Origin of the sequence: Spirosoma sp. KCTC 42546 (genome assembly GCF_006965485.1) — a bacterium.
Taxonomy (GTDB): domain Bacteria; phylum Bacteroidota; class Bacteroidia; order Cytophagales; family Spirosomataceae; genus Spirosoma.
The window spans coordinates 8,570,664-8,596,729 of sequence record NZ_CP041360.1 but is presented as its reverse complement, the minus strand read 5'-3'; the positions used below and the strand labels follow the sequence as shown (position 1 = coordinate 8,596,729).

At 46.9% G+C, this 26,066-nt stretch carries 20 protein-coding genes; 15 read left to right on the top strand and 5 right to left on the bottom strand.

Features of this window, described 5'->3' with window-relative positions:
* Positions 1 to 31: 31 nt before the first annotated feature.
* Both EXU85_RS34945 and EXU85_RS34940 read left to right on the top strand, forming a co-directional pair.
* Positions 32 to 2,371, top strand: a complete 2,340-nt coding sequence (locus EXU85_RS34945) for an ATP-binding protein (RefSeq protein ID WP_142776509.1) — start codon at positions 32 to 34, stop codon at positions 2,369 to 2,371.
* A 119-nt stretch (positions 2,372 to 2,490) separates the two neighbouring features.
* Positions 2,491 to 3,744 carry an OmpA family protein gene (locus EXU85_RS34940; protein WP_142776508.1) on the top strand — a complete coding sequence of 418 codons (1,254 nt, stop codon included), beginning with the start codon at positions 2,491 to 2,493 and terminating at the stop codon, positions 3,742 to 3,744.
* 90 nt (positions 3,745 to 3,834) lie between these two features.
* Here EXU85_RS34940 and EXU85_RS34935 read toward each other — a convergent pair whose 3' ends face one another.
* Positions 3,835 to 9,930 carry an alpha-2-macroglobulin gene (locus tag EXU85_RS34935; RefSeq protein ID WP_142776507.1) on the bottom strand — a complete coding sequence of 2,032 codons (6,096 nt, stop codon included), beginning with the start codon at positions 9,928 to 9,930 and terminating at the stop codon, positions 3,835 to 3,837.
* Between the two features lie 138 nt (positions 9,931 to 10,068).
* Here EXU85_RS34935 and EXU85_RS34930 point away from each other — a divergent pair, with 138 nt between their 5' ends.
* From EXU85_RS34930 to EXU85_RS34920, 3 genes are read left to right on the top strand one after another with little or no spacing between them, the layout of a single operon-like run.
* The gene (locus EXU85_RS34930; protein ID WP_371731977.1) at positions 10,069 to 10,548 is read left to right on the top strand and encodes a hypothetical protein; all 480 of its coding nucleotides are present in this window, start codon (positions 10,069 to 10,071) and stop codon (positions 10,546 to 10,548) included.
* A 1-nt stretch (position 10,549) separates the two neighbouring features.
* A complete protein-coding gene (locus EXU85_RS34925) occupies positions 10,550 to 10,759 on the top strand; it encodes a hypothetical protein (protein WP_142776505.1) in 210 nt (69 codons plus the stop codon).
* A gap of 24 nt (positions 10,760 to 10,783) precedes the next feature.
* Positions 10,784 to 11,368, top strand: coding sequence for a peptidylprolyl isomerase (locus tag EXU85_RS34920; protein ID WP_142776504.1), 585 nt, complete (start codon positions 10,784 to 10,786; stop codon positions 11,366 to 11,368).
* A gap of 89 nt (positions 11,369 to 11,457) precedes the next feature.
* Here EXU85_RS34920 and EXU85_RS34915 read toward each other — a convergent pair whose 3' ends face one another.
* On the bottom strand, positions 11,458 to 14,520 hold the full coding sequence (locus EXU85_RS34915) for a PVC-type heme-binding CxxCH protein (RefSeq protein ID WP_142776503.1): 3,063 nt from the start codon (positions 14,518 to 14,520) through the stop codon (positions 11,458 to 11,460).
* Between the two features lie 74 nt (positions 14,521 to 14,594).
* Complete coding sequence (locus EXU85_RS34910) at positions 14,595 to 15,452, bottom strand: sugar phosphate isomerase/epimerase (RefSeq protein WP_142776502.1); 858 nt, start codon at positions 15,450 to 15,452, stop codon at positions 14,595 to 14,597.
* 332 nt (positions 15,453 to 15,784) lie between these two features.
* On the opposite strand from EXU85_RS34910, the gene EXU85_RS34905 reads away from it, so the two are divergent.
* From EXU85_RS34905 to EXU85_RS34865, 9 genes are all read left to right on the top strand, one after another.
* Positions 15,785 to 16,351 carry an RNA polymerase sigma factor gene (locus tag EXU85_RS34905; protein ID WP_142776501.1) on the top strand — a complete coding sequence of 189 codons (567 nt, stop codon included), beginning with the start codon at positions 15,785 to 15,787 and terminating at the stop codon, positions 16,349 to 16,351.
* 3 nt (positions 16,352 to 16,354) lie between these two features.
* Entirely contained in the window at positions 16,355 to 17,968 is a 1,614-nt protein-coding gene (locus EXU85_RS34900; RefSeq protein ID WP_246859372.1) for a hypothetical protein, read from the top strand.
* Positions 17,969 to 17,978: 10 nt separating this feature from the next.
* Positions 17,979 to 18,452, top strand: coding sequence for a hypothetical protein (locus EXU85_RS34895; RefSeq protein ID WP_142776499.1), 474 nt, complete (start codon positions 17,979 to 17,981; stop codon positions 18,450 to 18,452).
* A 57-nt stretch (positions 18,453 to 18,509) separates the two neighbouring features.
* Positions 18,510 to 19,748, top strand: coding sequence for a serpin family protein (locus EXU85_RS34890; protein ID WP_142776498.1), 1,239 nt, complete (start codon positions 18,510 to 18,512; stop codon positions 19,746 to 19,748).
* Positions 19,745 to 20,182: an META domain-containing protein gene (locus EXU85_RS34885; RefSeq protein WP_142776497.1), complete on the top strand. Its 438-nt coding sequence runs from the start codon at positions 19,745 to 19,747 to the stop codon at positions 20,180 to 20,182. Before EXU85_RS34890 ends, EXU85_RS34885 begins: the two co-directional genes overlap by 4 nt.
* A gap of 2 nt (positions 20,183 to 20,184) precedes the next feature.
* A complete protein-coding gene (locus tag EXU85_RS34880) occupies positions 20,185 to 20,616 on the top strand; it encodes a hypothetical protein (RefSeq protein ID WP_142776496.1) in 432 nt (143 codons plus the stop codon).
* Between the two features lie 130 nt (positions 20,617 to 20,746).
* The gene (locus EXU85_RS34875; protein WP_142776495.1) at positions 20,747 to 22,057 is read left to right on the top strand and encodes an LVIVD repeat-containing protein; all 1,311 of its coding nucleotides are present in this window, start codon (positions 20,747 to 20,749) and stop codon (positions 22,055 to 22,057) included.
* A 13-nt stretch (positions 22,058 to 22,070) separates the two neighbouring features.
* Positions 22,071 to 22,703: a hypothetical protein gene (locus tag EXU85_RS34870; protein WP_142776494.1), complete on the top strand. Its 633-nt coding sequence runs from the start codon at positions 22,071 to 22,073 to the stop codon at positions 22,701 to 22,703.
* A gap of 315 nt (positions 22,704 to 23,018) precedes the next feature.
* Positions 23,019 to 23,219: a hypothetical protein gene (locus EXU85_RS34865; protein ID WP_142776493.1), complete on the top strand. Its 201-nt coding sequence runs from the start codon at positions 23,019 to 23,021 to the stop codon at positions 23,217 to 23,219.
* 91 nt (positions 23,220 to 23,310) lie between these two features.
* Here the strand turns inward: EXU85_RS34865 and typA are convergent, their stop codons facing one another.
* Together typA and EXU85_RS34855 are read right to left on the bottom strand one after the other, a co-directional pair.
* Positions 23,311 to 25,125 carry a translational GTPase TypA gene (gene typA, locus EXU85_RS34860; protein WP_142776492.1) on the bottom strand — a complete coding sequence of 605 codons (1,815 nt, stop codon included), beginning with the start codon at positions 25,123 to 25,125 and terminating at the stop codon, positions 23,311 to 23,313.
* Between the two features lie 227 nt (positions 25,126 to 25,352).
* Entirely contained in the window at positions 25,353 to 25,559 is a 207-nt protein-coding gene (locus EXU85_RS34855; protein WP_142776491.1) for a hypothetical protein, read from the bottom strand.
* A gap of 71 nt (positions 25,560 to 25,630) precedes the next feature.
* Between EXU85_RS34855 and EXU85_RS34850 the strand changes: the two genes are divergently transcribed.
* Complete coding sequence (locus EXU85_RS34850) at positions 25,631 to 26,062, top strand: gamma-glutamylcyclotransferase (protein WP_142776490.1); 432 nt, start codon at positions 25,631 to 25,633, stop codon at positions 26,060 to 26,062.
* The last annotated feature ends 4 nt before the right edge of the window (positions 26,063 to 26,066 follow it).

Here is a 26,066-nt window from a genome sequence, read left to right as displayed (position 1 = left end):
TCTTCGTAGGTTTAATGGTACACCAATCGGTATGACTTACGAGGAGTTCCTATTACTTTTTATGGGCGGTGTAGGCATGATGACGCTATACATCGGGGCGCAGGCCATTATGACCGGCGATCGCGCTTATCGTTATTATGCTGCCTATACTTTCTGCTGGATCAGTTACTTTTTTATCTGGGTACTGTGGACGTTTACGGATGCTCGGATCGAATCCGTTATCCATCCCTTCGGCAGGATTGGCTTCCCGATGCTGGCCTACGTCTTTTATTACCGTTTCGCCGATGCCTTTTTAGATCTGCGCCGATTACTCCCTCGCATCTTCTGGCTATTTCGCTGGATGGAGTATGTTCTACTTGCTTATGTGTTTGTAGAGCTAATTACCTGCCTGTTTTTCACTAGCTGGACAAATTCATCAACTCATGAGTGGGTACATTCTATCATGCGGCTTGGCGTGGCTGTGGTATCGGTATACGGTATAGTAACCGCCTGGAGCCAGCGGAGTCAGCTAGTTTATTACTTTGTAACGGGGTCCGCTCTGTTACTCATTTTCGGGCTGGTGTCGATGGCACTCTCCTTTACCTCACTTGCCGATAACAATAGATTAGTTAGTCCAATATTCTTCCTTAACGTTGGTATTCTACTTGAATTATTCTGCTTTTCGCTGGGGCTTAGCTATAAGAACAAGCAAACAGAAATCCAAAAAATTACCATTGAACAGGAAGTCATCCGCGAGCGCGAACAGAGTGAGTTAGCCCAGCTAAAAACCCATTTCTTCACAAATATCTCGCATGAATTTCGTACACCACTCACGCTGATTCTGGGACCTTTAACGGATTTATTACAAAAAAATCCCGCCCAGCAAACCTATCAGCTTATGCATCGGAATGCATCGCGATTATTATCGTTAGTTAATCAGTTGCTTGACCTGAGCAAGTTAGATGCGGGGCAACTCCAGCCCGATATAAAACCCGGCAACCTCACCGAATGGCTTCGATTACTAACGGGCTCTTTTTCATCCCTGGCCGATAGCCGATCTATTCAACTATCCTTTTTACCCGAAACTGACCTATTCTCGTATGCTTATTTCGATCGCGACAAGGTCGAGAAAATAGTTACGAACCTGGTAGCGAATGCCCTGAAATTTACGCCCAATGGTGGGATAGTGCTTGTTCGATTAACTGGGTCGGCCGATAAACAAGCCATGATTCAGGTTCAGGACACAGGAATAGGAATTCCGGCAGATCAGCAGGCCCGAATTTTTGAACGGTTTTATCAGCGGTCCGCCGATGCGATGGTGGGTAGTTCATCAACCAATGCAGAAGGAACTGGAATTGGACTGGCGTTGGTACGTGAGCTGGTAAGTGTACTAAACGGTTCAGTTTCGGTTGACAGCCAGGAGGGACAGGGGACTACGTTTACCGTTATCCTTCCCGTTGGTGCCGAAGCATGGGGGGCTTCAATCAATACAATAAGTAGCACTACAGCTGTTTTTCAGGAAACGTCTGGCACTAGCAATCACAAAAATGCGGAATCAATAGTGCCGGATCAACTGCCAGACGACATAGCAGAAACATCCAATGATAATCAGACAGAATTACCATTACTATTGATTATCGACGATAATGACGATGTACGGTACTATATCCGTCAACTGATGGCTCCCAGCTACCGGATAATCGAAGCGAGAGAGGGGCAGGATGGCTTAACGAAGGCTACCGAAGCTATTCCAGACATTATCATCTGCGACTGGATGATGCCCGTAATGAATGGAATGGTGTTCTGCCAAACTCTAAAAGCACAATCAACAACCGATCATATTCCAGTTATTATGCTCACAGCTAAAGCAGCTACTGAAAACCGGATTGAAGGGTTTAATGGTGGGGCCGATGAGTATGTAGCTAAACCTTTCAACCCACTCGAACTGTCTGTTCGTGTTGAAAACCTGCTGGCCCAACGAAGAAAACTTCGCGAACGATTCAGCCGGGAATTATACCTGAAGCCAACTCATGTTCAGGTCTCATCGGCAGAGGAAGTCTTTCTGCAAAATACAATTCGAATTATTGAGAATCATTTACCTGAAAGCTCGTTTTCGACGGAACAACTCGCCGATGAGTTAAACCTCAGCCGAATGCAGCTTCATCGGAAACTGAAATCGTTGACTAATCAATCGGCAACGGAGTTTGTCCGGCATGTTCGTTTGCAGCGAGCGGCTAATTTGTTGGCATCCCGCTCAGCTACGGTTTCCGAAGTAGCCTTTAGGGTTGGTTTCGAAAGTTTGTCTTATTTCTCAAAAAGCTTCAAAGAGCAATTTGGGGTATTGCCCAGTGATTACAAACCGGTTGATCAATTAGACACACCAAACGCCTGAAATAAAGCGATTTTCGCCCCTGTTACATACCAGCAAAACAATGTTACAGGGGCGTTTAGCGCCACCCTGGTTCTTCCAGTAGGTTTGTGGTTATCAACTCAGTTATCCTTTCAACAGCAATGAAAACGTTAGTAACGCTACTAATCGCCACCTTAGCCATCAGTCCGGCTTTCGCTCAATTTGGCAATATTATTGACCGGGCCGCCAATGCCGCAACCAATCGGGCTAACCAAAAAATTGATCAGGGAATAAATAAAGGTCTGGACAAAGTTGAAGAGGGCGTAAAGAATGGAGGTAAAAAAACAAGCGGAAGCACTCAGGCTCCAACCACCAATCCAGACGACCAGACAACTAATGCTTCTGGCAGTCAGAAGGGCAGTGTTCCAGACCCAGCCAAACCTGCGAGTATGCGGTCGTACGCTAACTACGACTTTGTACCCGGTAACAAAATCATTTTTGAAGACGATTTTCACACCGACCAGGATGGGGAGTTTGCCGAACACTGGGATTTATTAGGCGGGCAGGCGGTTCTTAATAAATTGGGCGATGGTTTAGCGATGAAAATTACCGACGGTAACTACGGCAAGGTTGCGCCCTTGATGAAAGATAAAAACTACCTACCCAAAGAATTCACCCTGGAGTACGACTATTATCAAACACCCGGCGCTTACGGCTTACTTTTTTGGTTTGAAAACGCAGAAGGCAGTGAAGTAATAAAGTGCCAGGCTGACCGCGATGGCGCATCGGCCACGTATATGGTTAATGACGAGTCCAGAACATTGGCTGGTACTATGCCCGAGGAGCTAAAGTTCGAAAACTTTAATAACCGCTGGCACCATGTTGCTTTTATCCTGAAAGGCCGTAGCATAAAACTCTATATCGACCAGTTCCGGGTATTAACCGTACCACAAAATACAGCGGTACCTACCCGAGTCATGTTTGGTGGTATTGCTACGCAGGAAGAACCACTTATTTTCAAGAACGTCCGGCTTGCCGAAGGCGGTGGTGCGAACCTGATTGGCCAAAAATTCGGGGAAGGGAAGTACATCTCACACGGCATCAACTTCGATTACGGCAAAGCCAGTATCAAGCCTGAAAGTATGGGCGAAATCAATGCCATCTACAAGTTTCTGAGCGAGAACAGCAGCTCTAAGTTCGAAGTGGGTGGTTATACTGATGCTGATGGCTCGGATGCCAGCAATGTTACTCTCTCCCAGAAACGAGCCGGAGCGGTCAAAGCTCAACTTGTCAGTATGGGTGTTGATTCAGGCCGACTGACCGCAAAAGGCTATGGCGAAACCAAACCCATTGCCGACAATACTACGTTTGAAGGCAAAGCCCAAAATCGGCGGGTTGAGTTTGTAAAACTGTAAGTAGCAATAAGGATTAGAAAACCCGCGATTGATAGCTATAAATTTCTACCAATCGCGGGTTTCCACCCGCGTTACACCAGACCGACCGTACTATTTCACCTTCACGCGCTCGCCAGCGGAGTGGGCCGAAAACTCAGGCGAATAAAAGCACTGCACCGTAGCCACGCCCGCCGAGAAATCGCCGGTTTGGGTAACGCGCAGGTCATACTCAAATACATGCGTACCAACCGGCAGGTAACTCATAAAAAAATCGGTACTGGCGTCACGGGGCGATTCGTAGTAGCCCAGTCCATTCTGGTATTTATAGCCTGATAAAGCCGCTATTGGCTCAAAACCCGACGCCCGACTGTCTTTTACGTGGACATACTCCATTACCCGATCCGTTTTCAATACCAGCCGAACTTTGATCAGATCCCCAGGTTTTAAGCTCGTTTGAGCGGTTATCGGCGAAATCGTGGGTCCACCCGGTGAATCGTGTTGTACATAAAGCGTTTTCTGAACGGATAACCCTGCGCTGCCAGGTATCACTTTATCCAGTGGCTCAAAATGCTGCCAGTAAAGGGCGCCCCAGGCTGGCCCATCGCCTTTCTTCGTGATCTGGATCGTTCCCATTTCGGGTTTAATTTCCGAAGCCGCATACGTTACTTTCTCATAGCCCGTAATGGCATCGGCTTTAGTAACACGCCCTTCAATCGGTTGGCCACCCAAGCTAACCTGTGTAGTTACACCCGTACCGAGCCAGTCGCTCCCCCGAAGCAACAATGCATAAATAGCTTCTGTAGTTGCTTTAGTCGACGACCACGACTGGGTTTGTTTCTGACGAAGCAACCAGCGTTTCATGTCATCAATTTCGGACTGAACTGGCTTAATTTCCCCAAAGGCTTCGATCAAATAGGCCTGCGTTTCAATCGGTGTTTGATACCAATACAGGCCACTTACATTATCAGGCCAGTACATGCCTAATTCTTCGCTTTTCCGGGTCCGTTCTCGCAACGACGCTAAAATACCGTCTGCGGTTTTCGTATCGCCAAAGCGATTGAGCGCCATTGCCGACAAAGCCTGCCCTTGCAAACTTTGTTTCTGCCACTCATTCACTAGACGCTGTTTCAGATAGGCCAGCACGGCTTTATCAACGGGCTGATCCAAATAAAAACTACGGGTATAGAGATACTGTGTAGCCGAGAAATACCACGGAGCCACTCGCTTATTTTTTTGATCCGCATCATTCTTTTTCTGTTCATCAACCCAACGCTTCATCTCGGTATCGACGTATCGGATGGCTTTCGTTTGCATTTCGCTCACTTTCGCCTGTAAACCATCCGGGAAACGAACACCCAGTTTTTGCAGATGTCCGAATCCACTCAAAATGTGCAGCGTCATTGATAGATTGGGCTCCATACCCCCAAACCATCGGAAGCCCCCACCCTCTGCCTGTAATTGCTGCAACTTCTCAAACGCCTGCCCCTGTTCACTTTCCATTCGATTGGCATCCAGCAGTTGACCCAGTTTTGCCTGACGTTCCGTTTCAGAGCGGGCATCGGCTAACCAGGGCGAATTTTCCAGGGTCACGGCTTTCAATTCCTGATTAGATTCAAGCGGGCTTTTGGGGGGCGACTTCTGCCATTCGGCAATCACTTGCTTAAATGCAGGTTTGCTACCCACAATATGAGTTCCCAGGCTATTAGCATACAACCGGCTGAACAACTGCTCGGCGCATTCGTATCGGTATTCCATCAGATAAGGCAGTGATTGCAGCGCGTACCAACTCGGATTACTCGTCACTTCTACCGCCAATCGCTCGTGTTGAACAGGCAATTCTGGATTTAAACTAGTAAGTGGCTTCAGTTTAAACTCTTTCGTCTCCCGGCCGTTCACCCAAAAAGGTTGCGTATCAGTCACCAGTATTCGATTGGGTAGCACAGGAACGGTAAACTCCTCCCCATCGGTGAACGTACCAGATTGCGCTGTTAATCGGCAGATTACAGCATCGAGGCCCGCCGGAACAATTAGCGTCCAGCCTACCGCCTGTCCTTGTCCGGCAGCTATGTTAACCGTTGTTTGAAGGTTAGTGAGTTTGAGTTTTTGGTTGATAGGTTCGCCCGTGAGTGCATCCAGCAGTGTAAGGCTTGCGGTTACGGGCAACGCTTTTTCGCTTAGGTTATTGACACGGGCCGAAATTCGAATCGTATCCCCTTCGCGCAGGAATCGGGGGGCATTGGCCGTAATCATTACCTCTTTCTGCGTAATAATTTCGCGCTCCAGCGTACCCGTTTTTAAATCTTTCGTATGCGCGAAGGCTAGCAACCGCCAGCGTGTGAGTGCTTCTGGCATCGTGAATTTAAGGACAACCCTCCCCTGCTCATCGGTTTTGAGTTGGGGCAAGAAAAAGGCCGTTTCGTTGAAATTCTTACGTGGGTTAATAATCGGGGCTTGAGTTGGTTTGGGGACCGATTCCATAACACTCGTTTCTTCTGACTTAGCTCTTAAATTAGCCGCTGCATCCTGCATTGGAGCCGCTGTGGCCGCGCTCATTTTAGCCATAGCTCCGCCCCTGATGGCAACACCGGGAGCAGACGCTCGCCCTAAATAGTTATAGGTTCCATCTTGCCTCCGAAAGCCTCCTGTTAATCGATCATATTTAAGGTCGGGTACCGACAATTCTGATCGATTGCGATAGAAAAGTGTATTGGCCGACTGAATACCAAAACTGCCCGACTGCCAGTCATAAAAACCAGGCGAATAAACCTGGTAAAACGATGTTGGCCAGTCGAGCCGGTCGAACACATCCAGGGAAGCATCGTATAGTGTAGCAACTAGTTCGGCAGGTGTTTTATCTAACCCGCTGATTTTTAACGTCCACTCTTCACGCTCACCGGGTTTAAGTTTGCTGCGAAAGGTTTCCGTTTCAATCTTGAGTTCTTTGTTGGTAAATGGCACCGTAATGACCTGCGATTTCTGGTAAAGTCGCCCGTTTTGCACCATAGCAAATTGCACGGCAAAACCACCCCGTTGCTTTTCGGTAACGGGTAAGGTCACTCGCCGTGGACGACCGTCGGTTTTCAGCCACTCCTGCCGGGTAACTTTCTGATTTTCTTCCACCGTCATCAGCACCCAACCCGGCTGACTATTTCCGACCCAGAAGATGGCTTCCTGTCCAGGTTCAGCTATAGCTTTCCGAACCTGCACCCAGTTATCAATACGTGCCGAAGCCGTTGGCTGTTTATCATTTACAACCGCAAAAAAGGCTCGTTCTTTTGTGGTTTCGCCATTTGCATCCGTAATGACTAGCTCGGCTACATATTCGCCGGGAGTGTAGCGACTTAAGTCGGGCTTAATGAGTGAATCGGCTGGGCTAGAGATCGTTTGCTGTTGCACAACTTCACCCTTTGGCCAGGAACGTGGGTCGTTTTCGTTAGCGTATAAGTCGTTTGGGAACAACTTTTCGAACTCGGCTTTGCTCAACAACTGACGATCGGGGCGGCTCCACAAACGATTCCGCAACGGTCTGGTTGGTGGTTGAAGCCGGTATATTTTCAACTGACCCGTTGCCGATACTTTCTCACCCGATTGGTTTGTAATACCAACCGGAAAGCTTTCTGGGGTATCGCTTTCTACCTGCGCCGGAATGGCCAAACTAACTTGTAGGGCCGAATAGCCGATGCGTAACGTTTTGGTCGTACTACGCGTTTCGCCCGCTTTGTCAGTGACGTCGATCGTTACCTCAAAATCAAAAATGGGATTGTTTTCTCGCGCCTGATCAAGGTCGGGAATAGCTGTGAATGAAACACTTGCGTTACCTTGTGCATCCGTTTGAGTTGTTCCATTGGCAATTTCAGCCTGGTTGGTGTTGCGCGGTCGATACCACCAATCCCACCGTAATTGAAGCTTTCGAACAACCCGATACCGTACGTCTGCTCCATCGACAACCGCGCCTGAGAAGGTTTTGACTTCAGCGGAAAAAGAAACCGTTTGTCCCAGTTTAAATGATTGTTTTATCGGCTGCGTTTTCACCTCAAAGGTCGGGCGCTTGTATTCTTCTACTCGAATGTTGGTGCTGCCATAGGGAGTCTGTACGGTCATCATGCCCGTTAGTCGACCAACGGGTGCCGTAAAGCTGGCATTAAACGTACCAAACTCATTTGTCTTACCGGTTTGCGTAGCAATCCGTTCGCCGTTTTGATCCAGAAAATCGAGGGTTACATCTTGATTAGGCCGAGCAGCAAATACATTCTCCTTACCTCCATATAAAAGCCCCTTCACATAAACGGGCTGGCCAGGGCGGTAGATTGCCCGATCGGTGAACAGTTTGGCATACGTCTGCTCCTGTTCATCCTGTTGTCCGTTGTCGTATCGGTAAAAATATTGCCGATCCGACAAGAGCGTATCATTACCCTTCGCAATCAGATACTGAAAGTTCGCCTGAGAAGGCATATCTCCTGGCAGGATCTTCGCCCATCCGTCAGCATCTGTTATAAACCGCTTTCCATTAATAGACGACAGTTTGGTGTTTCCAACGATGAGTACGGAGGCCGTTTTGACCGGTTCTCCCGTTACCCGATTAGTCACGGATAGCGTGGTAAGCTGTCTTGATTGCGCTGTACTAAGTGGAGCGATTAGATAGCTAAGCGACGATACAGTGAAGATCGCGTATTGAACCGACTCCGTTTTTTCCTGAAATTTATCATCCGATGTTGCCAGAAGCAGGTAATGCCCGATGGGTAAACCCATGAGTGGCATCTCAACCGAATGGTTATTCAGATCGCCGTCATCAGGCAATGTAACAGTCTTTTCTGCCACAACAGGGCGCTTTATCCAGACGCTGAATAACTTTTTCTTCTGATCATCATTGGGGTAGTTGTCTCGGTATGTTTGGACTTCAGAAGCAGTCACCCGAACTAGTCGATACGTTAGCTTTCCAACATTCTGGTAATTCACCAACGCTCGGAACGGCTGCTCAGGGGCATTGACCTGTTCTACTTGCACGGAATAAGTAGGCAGCAACAGGCGATTTAGCAGTTGGGCAGCTTGCTTGCCGGACCTTGTTTTCGGAAATCGTTTGATCAAATCGCGACAAATATCGGCGGCTTGCTTGTGGTTCCAGCGGGATGGATTTGGCTTAGCAGGCTCCAACATTGGCTCTTCGCTATCGTCCAATGGTCGAACCGGAACACCATAATTAGTCAAAAATTCAGCTAATTGATAGGTATAGACCGCTTCGGCGGGCTGATTTTTAAACCGGGCAATTTGTGTTTCAAGGGCTTTTCGATAGAGCGAATCGCGCTTAGGTAAACTACTATATCGATGCACAAAGGCCAACCGCAACACGTCGTCGTCAACAAGTGCATCTGGGGTAGCATCTGGCAGATGAAATGCCAATAGTTGTTGATAAAGTTTCAAGGCCTGATATCGCCCCGATAGCGAATCTCGGCTCTGAATCGTCAGTTTAGTAAATACATCTGGCCCAGCAAAGTAGGCGGGCTGATTCAGCTCGAACCGAAAAACCGGCTTCAGCAAATCAGGCTCTGTATTCTGAAAGAAACTGATAGCGCGATGCGCCAGCAGGTCATACAGCGTAGGGCGAAGCAAACGGGCATCAGGATCACCCTTTTCCAGGAGGGCATCATAGGCCGCTATAGGGATTTTCTGCAATAGCTCTTTCGACTGAACAGATGCCAGATAGGCCGACGTGACTGCTTCCATCAAGTGCTGGGCATCCCAGGTTGTGAAATCGTTTGTCGAACCAGAAGAAGACGTTGGCTTCTCGGGTGAGGCATTTCCAGGGCTTGTTATGCCTACGGTGGCGCGATTATAAAATTTGTAGCGGTTTTGCTGAAAATACTGCCAATACACATCGCCCAGCACCGACTGCAGCACCGACTTCGCCGGTTCGGGTGTTTCGCGAATGTCGTCCTGTAAAGATCGAATTAGTTCAACATAGGCATTCTCGTCCGAATAGCTCCGGAAAATCATTCGCGCCATAGCGGCTTTAGCCACTTGAGGATAATTTTTCTGAGCTTTTGCCTCTTTGTATAGCCGATTGGCGATTTCTAAGGCCGATTTTGGTAAGCCTTTGGCAGCTAATGAGTCAGCACGTTTCCAATCGCGGGCATAGTCGGTCGGTGGCTTAGTTTGTTTGGGTGCGGCCAAGGTAAATAGCGTAATAAAAAGTGTCAGGAATGAATGCATAGTTTATATTAGAAAGCAATCGTTGGGATAGATGGATGGAGTGCTGTTTTTCCACAACGTTTGTCACTATGACTCTGATTTGGTAGAAAGGGTTTAATTCAGGAATGGCTAAGTATACTTTTCACTATATATTTGGTTATGATCTCATTCGACCACAACGGGAATCTAATCCCATATGCGCTCATCAGTCTAAATCCATCTGATATTTTCACATACTTTGTAGCCCCTTTTCCTGAGTCAACAGCACGGCCAATTCTTCATAACCATTACTTATCCTATGTTAACGATTTAACGCATCTTTTGAATCAATCAATTCATCAATGGCTTGGAGGTAGTTTTATTAGTGCCAAAATAAACCCCAATGATATAGATTGTGTAAATTTGATTGTATTTAACGAAAGCCTGGAAGAATCTATTGACTCGTTGATACCTTACTTATTAATTGGTGGCTCCCGCGATACGTATTATGTTGATGGGCATTTGATTGCCATTTATCCACCAACTGATGAGCGATACGAAGCAATTACACTGCCCTCAATAAACTATTGGCAAGCTTTTCTAATGAAGGATAGGCAAGATAATCCTCGTGGTATTATTGAACTGATTGATGCTGACTAAGATGCAAGAACCTCGTCAACCTGATACGTTAGTAGCTGAACTCAGCGAGTTAAATAGTTTGCTTGACAAACATCGCCAGATGCAGGAAAAACATCCGTCAGACGCATTATTGGCTTTATCGCTCAAGCAATATGAGAACCGTCGAACGCAACTACTGAAAGAACTGCATTTAAGCCTGAGCTTATTTTTTACAGAGCATATGGCGTCCTAACTTTTTATACTGCACATCAACACGATGCCAAACTTTCTATTGATTTTAGCCTATTTATTTTCACTAGGTGCACCTTTAAAGCCGGAGAAAACTTATCCGATAGGTCAGATAAAAACCGATAAAGGCGACATACTTTTCTGGCTATATGATGAAACGCCGACTCACAAAGCGAGCTTTATCAGGCTGGCAAAAGCTGGCTATTGGGACACATTAACGTTCAATCGGGTTATTAACAACTTTGTGGCTCAGGGTGGTTGTCCTGATACACCCGCTGGCTTTGCGGATTCACCTTATCTACTAAAACCCGAATTCCGACCAACCATCCGGCATATTTATGGAGCAGTTGGTGCAGGTCGGGATGATAACCCGGAAAAACTGTCGGCGGGTTGCCAGTTCTATATTGTGCAAAACAAGAAAGGTGAACATCGTCTGGACGATAAGTTTACGGTCTTTGGACAGGTGTTTAAAGGTATGGACGCCGTCGACGCGATCGTTGCCGTTAAAACCGATTCTACCGATACACCCCTGTCGCCTATCAAGATCGACGTAAATGTGCTCAACCTGACAGCAACCGAACTAAAAAAGTTGGGCTATTCAGCTAAGGAATAATGTTTCAGCACAGAGTTTTCGAGATGTCGGTTACTCATAACCGACATCTCGGCAAAACGCTATATTCTCTGTACCGCTGTGTTGAAAAATCACTGTTTCAGTAAAAAAGCTGTTAGATCGGCCAGTTGCTGATTGTTTAAGCCCATCGCTGTGGGGTCGGGCATGAGGCTGGTTTTATACTGTCTTCGCGAGAAAACGGCATCCGCTGGAATTGTATGTTTAGGACCTTTTATCCCCTTAATAACCACAGCCTGATCGTTATCACTCACTAAGAAGCCATAGTAGGTGTTCCCTTTTTTCGTCGTAATCAGCCAGGGTTCATAGCCGAACGTAATACCCGCACTAGGGTGAATGATGGCATCCAGCAAGCCGTTTTTATCGAATTTTTGATGAATTTGACTCAGGTCCGGCCCAATATCGGCACCCAGTTGCCCATGGCGATGGCAGGTAGCACAGTTGGTTTTGAAAACAGTCAGGCCTGTTTGCTCATTGCCCGTTAACATAGCAACCTCAGCAATGGCAGGATCTGAACTGTTTGCTGTAGCCAGGGTAACCGGAGCAACAGGAGCTTGTGTCGATGTGGCTGCTTGTATTGGCGTAGGTTCAGTAGCAGCAACTTCTTTTACGACGGCAGCCTCTGGTTTTGTCGAAAAATATTCTTTCGCCATAGTCCGAACCGTCTGATCAGGGTTTTTCAGAATCGTTGGCGTTACGGCTTTTATCAATTTATCCGACAGTTTTTTATCGGCGGCCAACCCAATCAGAATTTTGCCACCTTCGGGGTCGCGGGCCATTTCTAAGGCAACTTTCCGTTTTTCAGCATCAGTTTTGTATTCATCCAACAGCACTTGTCGGCTAGCCAGCATCTTCTGCTCTTCTTCCGAAACTTTAGTAGGCATCACCTCCTCCCAGTTCAGGAGCTTGGCCCAATCGTTACCTCTGCGGAAACCCAGCCAATATGTTGCCTGATCGGCCACTTCTTTATTTGTGGACCTGGACAGCTCGACCATGGCCTTTGCAGCAGGAGTACTTTTGATAAATCCTAAGGCTACAATAGCCTGTTTCCGGGCATCGGCTGTAAGGGATGCTGCTTCAGCCCGTTTCTTTAGCATCGGTACCGCCGACGGTGGGTGCAGTTCCCAGATAAGATTGGCCGTTCGAGCGTCCCAGTCGGCGGGGTTCTCGGGCAAGGTTTGGCGAATGTCGAAAAACAGGGCTTCTTCTTTGCCATCGGCAGCCTCACCTAGTGCGTTCAGATACCAGCGATCCTGTCCATCGTACCCTTTTACTAAATTCAGCAACATGAATCGGCAGTCCTCATACGGAACGTCACGGAGGGCAACCGCCACCTCCCGCCGAACAGCCGCACTCCGATCCGTTGCCAGATTACCAAGTAACGGCAATAAGGCTTTTTGGGAAGCGGTAAGCGCAGGAATCGATTTGGAGTTTTCGGGAGTAATGCTGCGTAGCGCTCGCAAGGCAGTTATACGAACGGGAGCATCAACCGCTTTTAAGAGTCGCTCGACCTCAAATTGGCCTTCGGCCCCAAGTTGAGCCAGCAAAAAGATAGCCCTCGCCCGATGAAATTGATTGGCTGATGTGAGTAAAGCCATGACCGGCTCAATAACCTTTTCACCCTGTTCACGCAAGGCCTCAAACCCCAGCATTCTGACATTAACCGCTGGATTCAGAAGGGCAGCAATTTGTCCCTGTGTTGAGCGCAGGTCTATTCTCGGAATTTTCAGGTTTTTACCTTTGGGCGTGATCCGATAAATTCGCCCATACCCTTTATGATCCTGCATTTGGTGTCCACCCACCACGGGATCATACCAATCGGCAATATACAGGGCTCCCTCTGGCCCAACAGCAACATCACTTGGCCTGAACCATTTTCGGCTATCGTTGCTCACTGCATCCCATTTGTAGTTAGGATCTACTTCGGGGAAAGAGCTAATAAAATCGGTGCGTGGCATACGATAGCCGGCTCCGGAAACCTCTGGTTTGTAGCCAAAAATTACATTCCGGCCGGCTTCGGCACTCAACACCATTCCCCGGTATTGTGGCCCAAGTTCATCGCCTTCGTACACGACCATCCCTGTGGGTGAACCAGCACCCGAGATATCACCAACAGGCATAACGCCGGGATCTTCCTGATGCCAGTGTGCTACCGGAATCGTCTGCCCGGGCCGTTGATCGGCCTGCCAGTATCGAGTACCATCTCCGCTGAAATAACCCGCATTAGCACCTTCCATTAACCAACTCGTCCGGCACGCAACTACCTGATCGTCATTATCGTTCTGCCACATATTGCCGTACGAATCCAGCGCAACTTCGTAGTTATTCCGAAAATTATGGGCCATTACTTTCAATCCCGATCCATCAGGATTAACCCGTAACGCCATACCACCTGTCCAGATCCGACCATCATCACTGACCTGACTACCATGATTCGCTTTATTGTAAGGGGTTCCGCCTACGTATAAACTGCCTGACCGAAGCGTCCAGCCATCCGTGTCGCTTACTACATGCGGGCCAGCATTCCCGGTATTGAAGTAATATTTGCCATCGGGGCCAGCCACCACGGCGTGAAGCGCATGGTCATGGTCTAAACCACCAAAACCGGTTAGCATAATTTCTTTTTTATCCGCTTTATCATCCCCATTTTCGTCGGTATAGATGACCAGATTGGGCGAACAGGACACAATGACTCGGTTGCCAATAACGGCAATACCAAGTGGCGATACCAGATCGGGATCTGTGACAAAGACTTTACTATCGTCGGCTTTACCATCCCCATTGGTATCTTCCAGAATCATGATGCGCTCGCCTTCCGGATGGTCGAGTCGGCTTTCTGGCTTGTTGTTGAATTTGCGATAATTAACGGCTTCCGTAATCCAAACCCGGCCTCTGGCATCGATGTCCATATTCGTTGGATTGTAGAACATCGGAGCCTCCGCCCAGAGGGTGGCTTCAAGATCCTGGGGCAGGTAAAGCGTATTCGAATCAGCGATGGACACAGCACGGTGTTGCTGAGTTGGATCAACACCCGACAGCAAGCCCAGTTGGGAACTGGGTTGGAACGTTTGCCCTGCCAGATAGAGAAAACCAACGGTTGTGAGTGCGAAGGGATTCAGCGAAAAAATCGTTTTCATTCGTTATGTCAAGATTCCTGATTCAATAGGTTCTGATGCCGAAACAACAATTTCGGCCTCCAAGCAATACATAGTCAACCAAACAGTGATCGAACAGTCTTATTATTTTCGATATAACTTTCCAGCATTGGCTTGCCTTTAGGAATAGCCCCTTCAATCTGTAGCCAGCCCGTATAGCCAATTTCATCCAGTACCTGCCGCACTTTCTGTAAATCAACAATCCCCTGGCCCAGCAAATGATCGTTTTCTTTCAGGTGAATTTCGCAGATACGGGATTTGCCCAGCGTTCGAATTTCGTCAAAAATAGGATAACCCATCACAGATGAGTTGCAGACATCGTAATAAACCTGCACTGCCGAAGAACCCACCGCATCTAGAATAGCAATATGCTCAGATGCCGATAGCCACGATTCGATACCTAACACCACGCCTGCTTTCTCCGCTTTGGGGGCAACAGCCTTTAATCGGTCAATAACAACCTGAGTCCCTTTAGGATCATTGCGAAGATCGTTATTACTGAAAAACGCCAGGAGTACATTTTTTACCCCCAACGCATGTGCTACATCAACACTATCCTGCACCCACTGCTCTGTTCGCGCATCGGATTTGTAAGGAATTTCATTTAGCAAACCAATTGCCAGACCTCCTATGGCCACTCCTGCCTGTTTAGCTGCTTCCTTAAACGCACGTTGCGTTTCGGCTCGGCGAAGTAGTTCATGGTCTGCTTTGGTATTTAAGCTAAGCTGTACACCATCCAACCCGATCTGTTTGGCAACCTTAAATGAATTTATGTCACCAGCCGGGCCAATGGACCAATCACAGGCTCCAATGTGGAACCGACTTTTAGCAGTCAATGAACGAGCAAAGGCCGGATACACTAAAGTAGATAGCCCAACGCCCAGCGAGTACCGTAACGCATTCCGACGATTCATACGTTTTTATCAGGAAAGGGATTTTATCAAAGGTACGTATCTATCAATAGAACGCGGATTTTTATGATTGTTATGATTTACGCAGGTTTTGACAACATAAACCATATTTTATTATGAAAAAATATAACGATAAGATCATGACTTTACGACAGAGAAAAGGCAATCCTACTCATCTTAATCGCACCAGCTACCCGGTATCATAATAATCAGCGTTCTATTATACGGCATTAATAATCGTAGAAGGTATATAATTGCAGTAAGAATACAGAAATTTTTGCGCGAGCTTCCAACGGTTTGTTCGTGATTGAGGTCATAGGGTTGTCAACGTTGCTATGCAGGATGAATACGAATTAGTCGAAGGTTGCCGACGGCAGGACCGAATTGTGCAGCGACAGCTCTATGAGCGGTTTGCCGGGAAGCTCTTTGTCGTTTGCAAACGGTATATAAAAGACCCAGACGAGGCCGAAGACGTGTTGCAGGACGCATTTGTGAAGATCTATCAGCATATCGACTCATTCCGATTTGAATGCCCGTTAGAGGCCTGGCTAAAGCGCGTGGTGATCAATACGGCCCTGAAGTCGTTACGAAAACAAAAGCCCTGGGAGCATACCAGCGACGTACAGGAATTGGCTCCGATATTACCGCAGGCCGACGAAAGTTTGCCAGCACTCAATTATAAATATTTGCTGCAACTGATTCAGGAGCTACCACCCGGTTGCCGTACCGTGTTTAACTTATACGCGATAGAAGGGTATAACCATCCAGAAATTGCCGAACTGCTTGACATTGCAGAAGGAACGTCTAAATCACAATACGCCCGTGCAAGGGGTCTGTTGCAACAAAAACTACAAGCCGATAAACGAGTTGCCAATGGGTATCCTGCCGAAGGCCACCTATGATGAATGATAACGAAGATGGACGAATTAGATAAAAATAGACCGGACGATTTTTGGCGGAAGGCATTCGATGAGGCCGCCGAGACACCTCCACTCCGGGTGTGGGATTCTATTGAGCGTCGGTTAGATCAGTCTAATGACACGAAAATAATTCCGCTCTGGGGAATGGGCCTGATTTCGTCACGACCGCTTGCCTGGGGGATGGGTGTAGCGGCCGCGGTAACGTTGTTATTGATTGGCTGGTGGGCTGGCACTCAACAGGCAACCCATAACTTATCACGTTCTGTAGTACAACAGGCAAAACCGTTACCACCGCAAGCAACGGATGGAGGAATAAAATCTCTTAACCCGGTAACTTCGGAGATAAGTAAATCACAGTCCCAATCGTCACCAATGGTTGCATCTTCCCAGAAGTTGAGTGGGCTTTCGGCGAAGTCTCAGCCCGCTACAGGCAACCTAGCACTAACGCCTTCTATAGTTACCCAAACGGATGAGACATTGGCAGAGCAACTAGGGAAGCCCGGTCAAAAACCAACGGAATTGAGCGACCAGCTTGCCGCAATGACCATCGGGCGCGCATCCGTAACAACAGTCACTACCAATGAATTTCGGCCGTCAACCTCGGCTACTAGCTCTATCCCGGCTAGTTCGTTTTCTTATGCTCGTTCAGTAGAATCAACAGTAGCCTCCGCTCAGGTCATCCAACCGGTTAGATTTGAGCCACTTACAGGAAAATCGTTGCATTTTCGAAAGTTAGGCCAGATTCATCGGATCGTCTGGTTTCGTCCAGAAGAGTTACCTCTGAAACCAGAAGCACTTAAATCGAAACACCAGCCCCGCGATGTCTGGGCGTCGGCGAGTGTGATGCCCGGTGCCTTCAATCCAATGGTATCCGTACAAACTACGTCGGTTTCTGGTAATAGTTATGCAAGTATGGATGCCCTAAAAAACACTCAGACTAATTCAGCGGTTAGTAGCCACGCCAATTTTTCGGTGGCCTATCAGGCAGGAGCGGGGGTTCAACTAACCGAACACTGGTCAGTAGAGTCGGGTATTGGGTATTTGTCAGGTCGTTCTACGGTTGAAACGCCCGCCCTCTTACCGAACGCTTCGTTAGTGGCCATCGTTGCCCGAAGCACAACGTCGGGCACTGTCTATGGAGATGCGTTACGGAGCAGTATGCACAGTGGAGATATGCTTGCTGCTCAGCCAAGCTATACTAATGTTGCCAACAGCGCCTATCAACAATCCTATACATCGACCCGACAAGTGCTGACAAACGATTATCAGTATATGCAGGTGCCCTTACAGGTTGGGTATCAGCTTCGGCCTCGTAAACGGCTCAGTTTGGCCTTATTAGGTGGACTGATTACTAATATTTTCGTCCGTAATACGGTTGGCAATGAGGTGGTGGTTACCGCAAAGGATGGTGTCTATCGGCCTCTGTCGTTAGCCGCTACCATGGGGGCAAGGTTCCGCTATCGGCCTTCCCCTCAATGGTCTGCTTCGTTAGCGGGTATGTATCAGCCATCGTTAGGATTAGGCACTCAATCTGATTCACAGGTACTTAGCCGTCCCACTTCGGCAGGTATGAGTTTTGGCGTTGACTATCATTTTTGATCTTTCCGATATGAAGTCAATTGCGGTTATCATATTGCTTATCATTGGTTTTGGCCACTGTCAAACCCGGCTAACGCCCCAAACCGCAGATGATCTTACCGATACGTTGACCATTCGTACGGGAACAGTTTTTGGGATGTGTGCCGGTGAGTACTGCATACGTGAGTACGTATTCAATGGTACCTATGTAACACTCACGCACAAGGGTGCTCGATCACAAGCTGCGGCCCAAAGTTGTCAATCAACTATAAGCGCGGCTGACTGGATCGCATTGAAAGCAAGTGTGAATCTGGCCTCGTTCAATCAACAGCCTGCTGTACTGGGCTGCCCAGATTGTGCGGATGGTGGGGCCGAGTTTATAGAACTACAGGTAGGGGAGCAAAAGCACCGGGTTACATTTCCAGTTGGCGAGACCATTCCCGGATTCGAGTCGCTGGTAACTGGTTTGCGCAACCAACGAAACGCTTTTAGTGAATGTAAGTGATTTTCTAAATGAGTTGGCGTTTATCTAATTCATTTAGCTTTCCTAATGAATTGTGTTATGAAAACGACCCTTTTTTCAACCTTATTAGCCGTTGTTACGGGTGTTGGCCTCACGGCGATTAGCTGTCAAAATGCAACGGTAACCCCACCGAGCACGGCCAGCGAATTGCGGGTATCATCCCCTTTTGCGGATAAAACATCTCAGTTCGCGTTTGATATCTCAAAACAAGTAATTGCCGAGGAAGGTCAGGCAAAAAACGTCTTTATTTCACCGCTGAGCCTGCATATCGCACTAGGCATGATTCTGAACGGAGCGAATGGGCAAACAGCTCAGGAGATTCAGAAAACACTGAAGTTAGATGCCCAAACACTGACAGAAGCGAATAAAACGTATCAGAATCTAATGGAGAACCTACCCGGCGTAGATCCCGAAGTGACACTGACATTGGCTAACTCCGTTTGGTATCGAAACACGTTCTCTGTCGAAACTCCCTTTCAGGATTTACTAAAACAGTCGTTCAAAGCGGACGTATCTGCCCAGGACTTCAATGACCCGGCTACTGTGGGCAAAATTAATGGTTGGGCCAGCCAGAAAACCAATGGTAAGATTCCGAAAGTGCTTGATCAGATTCAGCCCGATAATGTCATGTTTCTAATGAACGCTCTGTATTTCAAGGGCGATTGGAAAACCCAGTTCAAAGCAGAACAGACGATTGATTCTCCCTTCAAACTGGCATCAGGTGCAACCACAACCGTGCGTATGATGCGGCTCAATACCGAATTAAACCGTGCTTTCCGACCAACCTATACAGCTTTTGAACTGCCGTATGGCTCTGATAAATTTGCGATGACGGTTCTGCTACCAGCCGAGAACTCAACTACAGAAGCCTTAATCAATAATTTAACCAGTACTGAGTGGACACAGTTACAACAGGCAATGACTGCCGGTACGATTGACATTGGCCTGCCAAAGTTTACGCTGAATTATGATATCAAGCTAAACAAGGCACTGAGTGTTCTTGGTATGCCCACCGCTTTTACGGATGCCGCAGATTTCACTAATATCAACAAGCAAGGTGGTTTAACGCTTAGCTTTGTAAAACAAAATACCTTTGTAGCAGTGGATGAAACAGGAACCGAAGCTGCTGCTGTAACGACGGGCGGTATTTCAGTAACGTCGATGCCGATACCAACGCTCTGCAACCGTCCTTTTGTGTTCGTCATTCACGAAAAAACAACAGGCACTATTCTATTTGTAGGCAAAATTGCCGACCCCACCAAAACAAGTAATTCATGAGAGGTTTCGTGTTCATCTGCCTGCTGTTTGTACTGAGTCAATGCCGCCAATCTGAACCCGAACTAGCGCCCAAAATAGCGCAGCTGATCGGGACATGGCAGCTCGTTGGCCCCGATTCAACCTACGCAGTGACCTTAACTTTTGCCCTGGATACCGATAATCCACCGCACGATATCACCTCATTTAAAGCGAGTGGTAAATCAGCTGTCAATGAATACAATCTGAATTTGTTTGCCGCTATCGACGGCATGATGCTGGCGGATCAGTTGGGAAGTACGAAACTAGCAGGATCGCCCACTGCGATGCAATTTGAGCAAACCTACTTCACAAACTTGAAAGCCACTGTCCGCTATGAATTGCCGACTGCAAACCAGCTTCTTATATACCATGGAGGCAGCCTACCTCATTTACTAACATTCAAAAGAATTAATTGATCATGAAAGGCTTACGGCTCATTCCCTTTACGGTTTTTCTGATTTTACTTGTGTTCAGCTGCGAAAAACGGATTTGTGGCTGTGTTTTCCCGCCATCACCTCTGGTTGGCGACTGGACGTTAACGACGATTACCTACGGCCTGTCGCAGAAGACGGTTACTGCTGCCGAAGCAGGTTATTCGGAAACGGTATCGTTTAATGGCGCGGTAGAAGGAGGAAATTTCCGGCAGGTTCGCAATGGGCTACCTATTCTGGACAGTCAATATGGATTGTCATTTCCAAACGGTGGCAGTACTGAAGGCATTATTTACTTTCACAAAGACACTACTCAGCAATCATTTCGGATGGCAGAAACGACACTCTATTTATCGGAACGCATTCCACAGGGAGCCGTCATTGCCGACGGGTCAACATATGCATATAAACGACAATAAATTGCCCCTTTTTGTGTAAGATCAGGATTGCCCGGCCGTAAGAAGACAGCCGGGCAATTTTATTTTTGCCCCGTTCCAACGTTTCTAAGCGCTTTAGGCTCATTGTTTTATCCTATAACTATGAGCTTATATGAAAGCAAATTTATTAGCCCTTGTTCTATCCTTGCTCTACCTGACCAGTTGCACCGACAACTGCGAACAGACAAGAACCTATCGAAAATACACGTCCGTGCAACTGCCCCTTTCCGATTTGCGACAGGCGGTTTCATCAGGCACCCCCCAATCGCTGGTCGAACCCGGAAAGCTCTACATCAAAGACCAGTATTTATTTATTGTGGAAGTCAAAAAGGGAATTCACGTTTTTGACAACAGCAATCCAGCTAATCCAAGAGCCATTTCATTCCTTACCATTCCGGGAAATGTGGACATCGCGGTTCGGGACAATATTCTCTACGCCGACAGTTACATTGATCTGGTTGCCCTGGACATCAGCAACCCAACAGCGATTAAAGAGGTCAACCGAACCGAAACGGGCTTTGTAAATGGCACAGTAGGCCGTACGTACTGGTCGTACGACAAACAAAACATGAAGATTTATGATCAGCGCGAGGAAATAGCAACCGAAACGGTCAAAACCGATTGCGAGGGATCATTCAACGTACTACCTTATTTAGTGCCAATTGCCTGGTTTGGGAGATATTATGAAAGCTTTGCGTTTGCAGATGTAGCTTACAGTAGTAACAAGGGTGCAAATGCGCCCACAGCTCCAACAACAGGTACAGGTGGTTCCATGGCCCGGTTTGCCATTACAAACAATCAGCTTTACGTAGTCAATAACTCATCACTACAATTATTCGATATCACAGAACCAGCAAAACCAGCAAAGGGCAAAACAGTTACGCTAAACTGGAATGTTGAAACGATTTTTCCGTACCGGACTAATCTGTTTATCGGCACGACTACGGGCATGTATATCTACGATATCGTTAATCCTGCTGAGCCTAAACAACTATCGGCATTTTCGCATGTTCGTTCCTGTGATCCGGTTGTCGTGCATGAAAATTATGCCTATGTTACATTACGAGGTACCAGTACTTGTGGAGTAGCTGGTACGCAGGACGTACTCGATGTAATTGACATTAGCAATCTGACAGCTCCTCGAGTTGCTAAAACTTATCCTATTGAAACACCTTACGGGCTTGGTATCGACTACCCAACGCTATTTGTCTGCCAAGGGAATAAAGGATTAAGTGTCTTTGATGCATCGAATCCACTTGATTTAAAAGTCCGGCAAACCTTTGCCAATGTCAATGCGTTCGATGTCATTCCAATGTCGAAAACATTGTTAACGATTGGCAAAGATGGACTGTATCAGTATGACTACTCCAACCCCACCAACCTTCGGTTATTGAGTAAAATTGATGCCAGTCGGCCTAACTAACCTTTCCATCACCATGAAAACAATTACTTGCCTATTTTTTTGTCTGCTCGCTGCGTTTGCACATGCGCAAACAGAACCAACAAAAACAAGCCCCTGGCGAACAACGGTACAGATGGGTATTCAGGCAGGCCGGGTGCGTCCCGACCAGCCCAACGTTTACCCTTATTATGGAGATTATATATATTCTCCGAACTACTATAATTATTCCCCAATTCGGGGCGAAGGCAACCGTATAGGTCTAACAATTCATGCGTTCATGGGTTATACACTGCGGCCTCAGCTTGTTACGGGATTGTCTTTGGGTGTTGATTACTATAACAACTCAGCTTTTCTGCCAATAGCTGCTGCTATCCAGGGTGATCTTTTTGGGAGAACGAAACGATTAACACCTTTTTATTCTCTAGAAAGCGGTTACGCTATTGCGGGTCCCAATCCACATGGCAGTGAGCTGAAAGGAGGTTGGTTATGGAGTCCGGGCCTTGGCCTTCGAATAAACAAGGGCAACGGAACTGGATTTCTGATCAGTGCAGGGTACAAACATCAGGAAGCAAAGCAAGTAGCTGCGGTTGACGGTGTTCAAGTTTTATCGCAAATAGAAACCCGGTCGTATAACAGGCTATTTTTTAGAATGGGATTTAGTTTTTAATCGAATCAACTAACAACGTCAACACATGAAAAACATCATCAGACTTCTGACTCCACTACGCTTAAAAACACTGATAGGCTTTTACTTTATGCGTCCTTCACTAGTTAAGATTCATAAATAATTAGTGAACACCTGTAACCTGAGGTAGCCTTTTATAGTCTTAATACTAGTGCGTGTATATGTAACTGAACCGCACAATAAAAGGTAAGTAGAAACTGGTCATATAACCCATAAATTGGCAGGAGGTTTCAACAAGTTAGCGATCTCCTACCGCATTAATACAGAATTAGCCTTGATAGGCGAGAAACAATAGTTATGAAAAAGATCACTGTAGCTGTCATAGGTGGCACACTGTTTATTGCTGGATATTACCAGGCACGTAGACAAACAGAATATATGACGTCAAAATCCACGTTGGTGAACCCGGCTTCTTTAGCTAAACCAATGACCCTTTCGCTTAAAACACAATCGGTTTATGCCTTTCGCTTAGATGGTTCACTTCTTAGTAGTAAATGACGTCTCTATTTCTCGATACAAAAAATCCCCACTGAGTGCTCAGTGGGGATTTTTTGTATCGAAACGTTATGATATTTCGTGCGCTTGATAATTAAGCCATCACGAACTTGTTCTGATTCCGCTTGCGCTCGTTCTCGTCCAGGTAGATTTTACGAATTCGCATCGACTTTGGTGTCACCTCCAGATACTCATCCTTCTGAATATATTCCATATTCTCTTCGAGAGAGAATGAGATTTTAGGGGCAATCTTCACGTTATTATCTGAACCAGAAGCCCGCATGTTCGTCAACTGCTTCGCTGTTATCACGTTGACAACAATGTCGTTCTGACGGTTATGCTCACCTATTACCTGGCCCGTATAAATTTCATCACCCGGTTCTATAAAGAACGATCCCCGATCCTGAAGTTTATCGATCGAATAAGCCGTAGCCGAACCGCTGGTCATCGAGATCAATGAACCGTTAATCCGTTCTGGAATTGCGCCTTTAAACTCTTGATACTCTTTGAATCGGTGGCTCATAACAGCCTCTCCGAACGTAGCCGTCAGAACATTTGACCGCAGACCAATCAATCCACGCGAAGGGATATCGAACTCAAGGTGTTGTAAATCACCTTTAGGTTCCATAATCAGCAGTTCGCCTTTCCGTTGCGTCGCTAATTCGATAACCTTTCCGGCAGTCTCTTCCGGTACATCTACAACGAGGGTTTCGATTGGCTCTAATTTGCGACCATTCTCATCTTCTTTGTAAAGAACCTGAGGCTGGCCAACCTGCAATTCATAACCTTCCCGGCGCATCGTTTCAATCAGAACCGACAAGTGAAGAATACCACGGCCATATACGAGGAAGCGGTCTTCGCTATCTGTGTTTTCAACACGGAGAGCCAAGTTCTTCTCAATTTCTTTGTATAACCGGTCACGTAAGTGACGTGAGGTTACGAACTTACCTTCTTTGCCAAAAAACGGCGAGTTGTTGATCGTGAACAACATGTTCATCGTTGGCTCATCCACCGAAATACGGGGGAGTGCTTCCGGGTTTTCAATGTCAGTCAGCGTATCGCCAATTTCAAACTCTTCCAGACCTGTAACCGCACAAATATCACCACAGGCAACTTCGGCTACTTTCACTTTACCAAGACCTTCAAACGATTGAAGTTCTTTGATTTTCACTTTTTTCACCGAACCATCTGCCTTGATAAGTGCCATATTCGCGCCTTCTTTCAGCGTTCCCCGGTGTACACGGCCGATGGCAATCCGACCAACAAAAGTTGAATAGTCGAGCGAGGTAATCTGCATTTGCGGCATACCTTCGTTCATTGCAGCTGGCTGAATATGCTCAACGATTGTATCGAGAAGGTAGGTAATATTGTCGGTTGGAGTTTTCCAATCTGGTCCCATCCATCCTTGTTTCGACGAGCCATACACGGTCGGGAAATCCAGTTGGTCTTCGGTAGCGCCCAGGTTGAACATAAGATCGAAAACCTGCTCATGCACCTCATCGGGACGGCAGTTTTCTTTATCGACCTTGTTTACGATTACAATAGGCTTTAGCCCTAATTGAAGTGCTTTGCCTAGTACAAAACGCGTTTGGGGCATTGCGCCTTCAAAGGCATCGACCAATAAACAAACGCCATCGGCCATTTTCAGCACACGCTCAACCTCACCACCGAAATCACTGTGGCCTGGTGTATCAATGATGTTGATTTTAACATCTTTGTAACGTACCGATACGTTTTTCGATACGATGGTAATGCCCCGCTCACGCTCCAGGTCATTGTTATCCAAAATCAGGTCGCCGAATTCCTGATTATCCCGAAAGAGCTTTGACGCGTGAATAATTTTGTCAACCAGAGTCGTTTTGCCGTGGTCAACGTGGGCGATGATTGCTATATTGCGAATTGATTGCATACAGGTTCTGAACCGGGATTTAGCTGATTAAAGGATATACTGGATTTTGTTTATTGGCTTCGTAAAACACGAAATCTGTTAAATCCATCAATCCCTTAAATCCTGGTCAATTTTTCTGCAAAGGTACGAAAAATTACGCTGAAACACAGATTTTTACAACTATTTAAACGAAAAAAGGCCCATCTAAGGGCCTGACTCTGATATAAATACAATTTCTTACTGGTTGCTTAATGATTCGGGCAACCGCAAGGATTTTTCTTTCGGAAGAGACCGGTATTGAACAGGCCACCGCGCCGGGGTTTATAACCTTTTCGTTTACGACCAATAGCCGAAACGTTCGTCTTAGCAGTACTAGTAGATGCCAGGGTTTGGACGGGCACATCAATCAGCATCAGCGATGCGACTATCATCAGAAATACTTGCGTCTTTTTCATTGTTGAACCCTGTTTTATCTATTAACGGCAAATTTAACTACTTTCGTCCACCTGCCAGCGATATTTATTTAATGACGAACAACCCTGATTTTCTGATTGTTTACGGCACACTTCGCCCTCCTTTCGATAATACGTTTGCCCAATACCTGCGACAGCGGGGTCGTAATGTTGGCGAAGGCCTATTTAAAGGGCAGGCTTTCGATATGGGCAGCTACCCAGGTGCGATTTACAATGAGGCCAGCATTACCCAGGTGCATGGCACAGTTTTCAATATTAGCAACCAGAAATCAGCAATTCTGACCTATCTCGATTATTACGAAGGGGTAGGTGAGGATTTTGAACAACCCACCGAATTTATCCGGGCAATTGTTCCTGTTCAGTTTAATGATGCGACAACCGACTGCTGGGTTTATTTATACAATCTTTCAACCGACGATAAACCACTAATCGAATCCGGCGATTATTCGAAACACATGGGCGACCCCTATAAATCGCCTGCCTGATAAA

Bases quoted from the DNA above. Each gene is read 5' to 3' on its own strand.
- EXU85_RS34945 (WP_142776509.1), top strand. From the start codon at position 32: ATGACTTACGAGGAGTTCCTATTACTTTTTATGGGCGGTGTAGGCATG.
- EXU85_RS34940 (WP_142776508.1), top strand. From the start codon at position 2,491: ATGAAAACGTTAGTAACGCTACTAATCGCCACCTTAGCCATCAGTCCG.
- EXU85_RS34935 (WP_142776507.1), bottom strand. From the start codon at position 9,930: ATGCATTCATTCCTGACACTTTTTATTACGCTATTTACCTTGGCCGCA.
- EXU85_RS34930 (WP_371731977.1), top strand. From the start codon at position 10,069: ATGATCTCATTCGACCACAACGGGAATCTAATCCCATATGCGCTCATC.
- EXU85_RS34925 (WP_142776505.1), top strand. From the start codon at position 10,550: ATGCAAGAACCTCGTCAACCTGATACGTTAGTAGCTGAACTCAGCGAG.
- EXU85_RS34920 (WP_142776504.1), top strand. From the start codon at position 10,784: ATGCCAAACTTTCTATTGATTTTAGCCTATTTATTTTCACTAGGTGCA.
- EXU85_RS34915 (WP_142776503.1), bottom strand. From the start codon at position 14,520: ATGAAAACGATTTTTTCGCTGAATCCCTTCGCACTCACAACCGTTGGT.
- EXU85_RS34910 (WP_142776502.1), bottom strand. From the start codon at position 15,452: ATGAATCGTCGGAATGCGTTACGGTACTCGCTGGGCGTTGGGCTATCT.
- EXU85_RS34905 (WP_142776501.1), top strand. From the start codon at position 15,785: ATGCAGGATGAATACGAATTAGTCGAAGGTTGCCGACGGCAGGACCGA.
- EXU85_RS34900 (WP_246859372.1), top strand. From the start codon at position 16,355: ATGATAACGAAGATGGACGAATTAGATAAAAATAGACCGGACGATTTT.
- EXU85_RS34895 (WP_142776499.1), top strand. From the start codon at position 17,979: ATGAAGTCAATTGCGGTTATCATATTGCTTATCATTGGTTTTGGCCAC.
- EXU85_RS34890 (WP_142776498.1), top strand. From the start codon at position 18,510: ATGAAAACGACCCTTTTTTCAACCTTATTAGCCGTTGTTACGGGTGTT.
- EXU85_RS34885 (WP_142776497.1), top strand. From the start codon at position 19,745: ATGAGAGGTTTCGTGTTCATCTGCCTGCTGTTTGTACTGAGTCAATGC.
- EXU85_RS34880 (WP_142776496.1), top strand. From the start codon at position 20,185: ATGAAAGGCTTACGGCTCATTCCCTTTACGGTTTTTCTGATTTTACTT.
- EXU85_RS34875 (WP_142776495.1), top strand. From the start codon at position 20,747: ATGAAAGCAAATTTATTAGCCCTTGTTCTATCCTTGCTCTACCTGACC.
- EXU85_RS34870 (WP_142776494.1), top strand. From the start codon at position 22,071: ATGAAAACAATTACTTGCCTATTTTTTTGTCTGCTCGCTGCGTTTGCA.
- EXU85_RS34865 (WP_142776493.1), top strand. From the start codon at position 23,019: ATGAAAAAGATCACTGTAGCTGTCATAGGTGGCACACTGTTTATTGCT.
- typA (WP_142776492.1), bottom strand. From the start codon at position 25,125: ATGCAATCAATTCGCAATATAGCAATCATCGCCCACGTTGACCACGGC.
- EXU85_RS34855 (WP_142776491.1), bottom strand. From the start codon at position 25,559: ATGAAAAAGACGCAAGTATTTCTGATGATAGTCGCATCGCTGATGCTG.
- EXU85_RS34850 (WP_142776490.1), top strand. From the start codon at position 25,631: ATGACGAACAACCCTGATTTTCTGATTGTTTACGGCACACTTCGCCCT.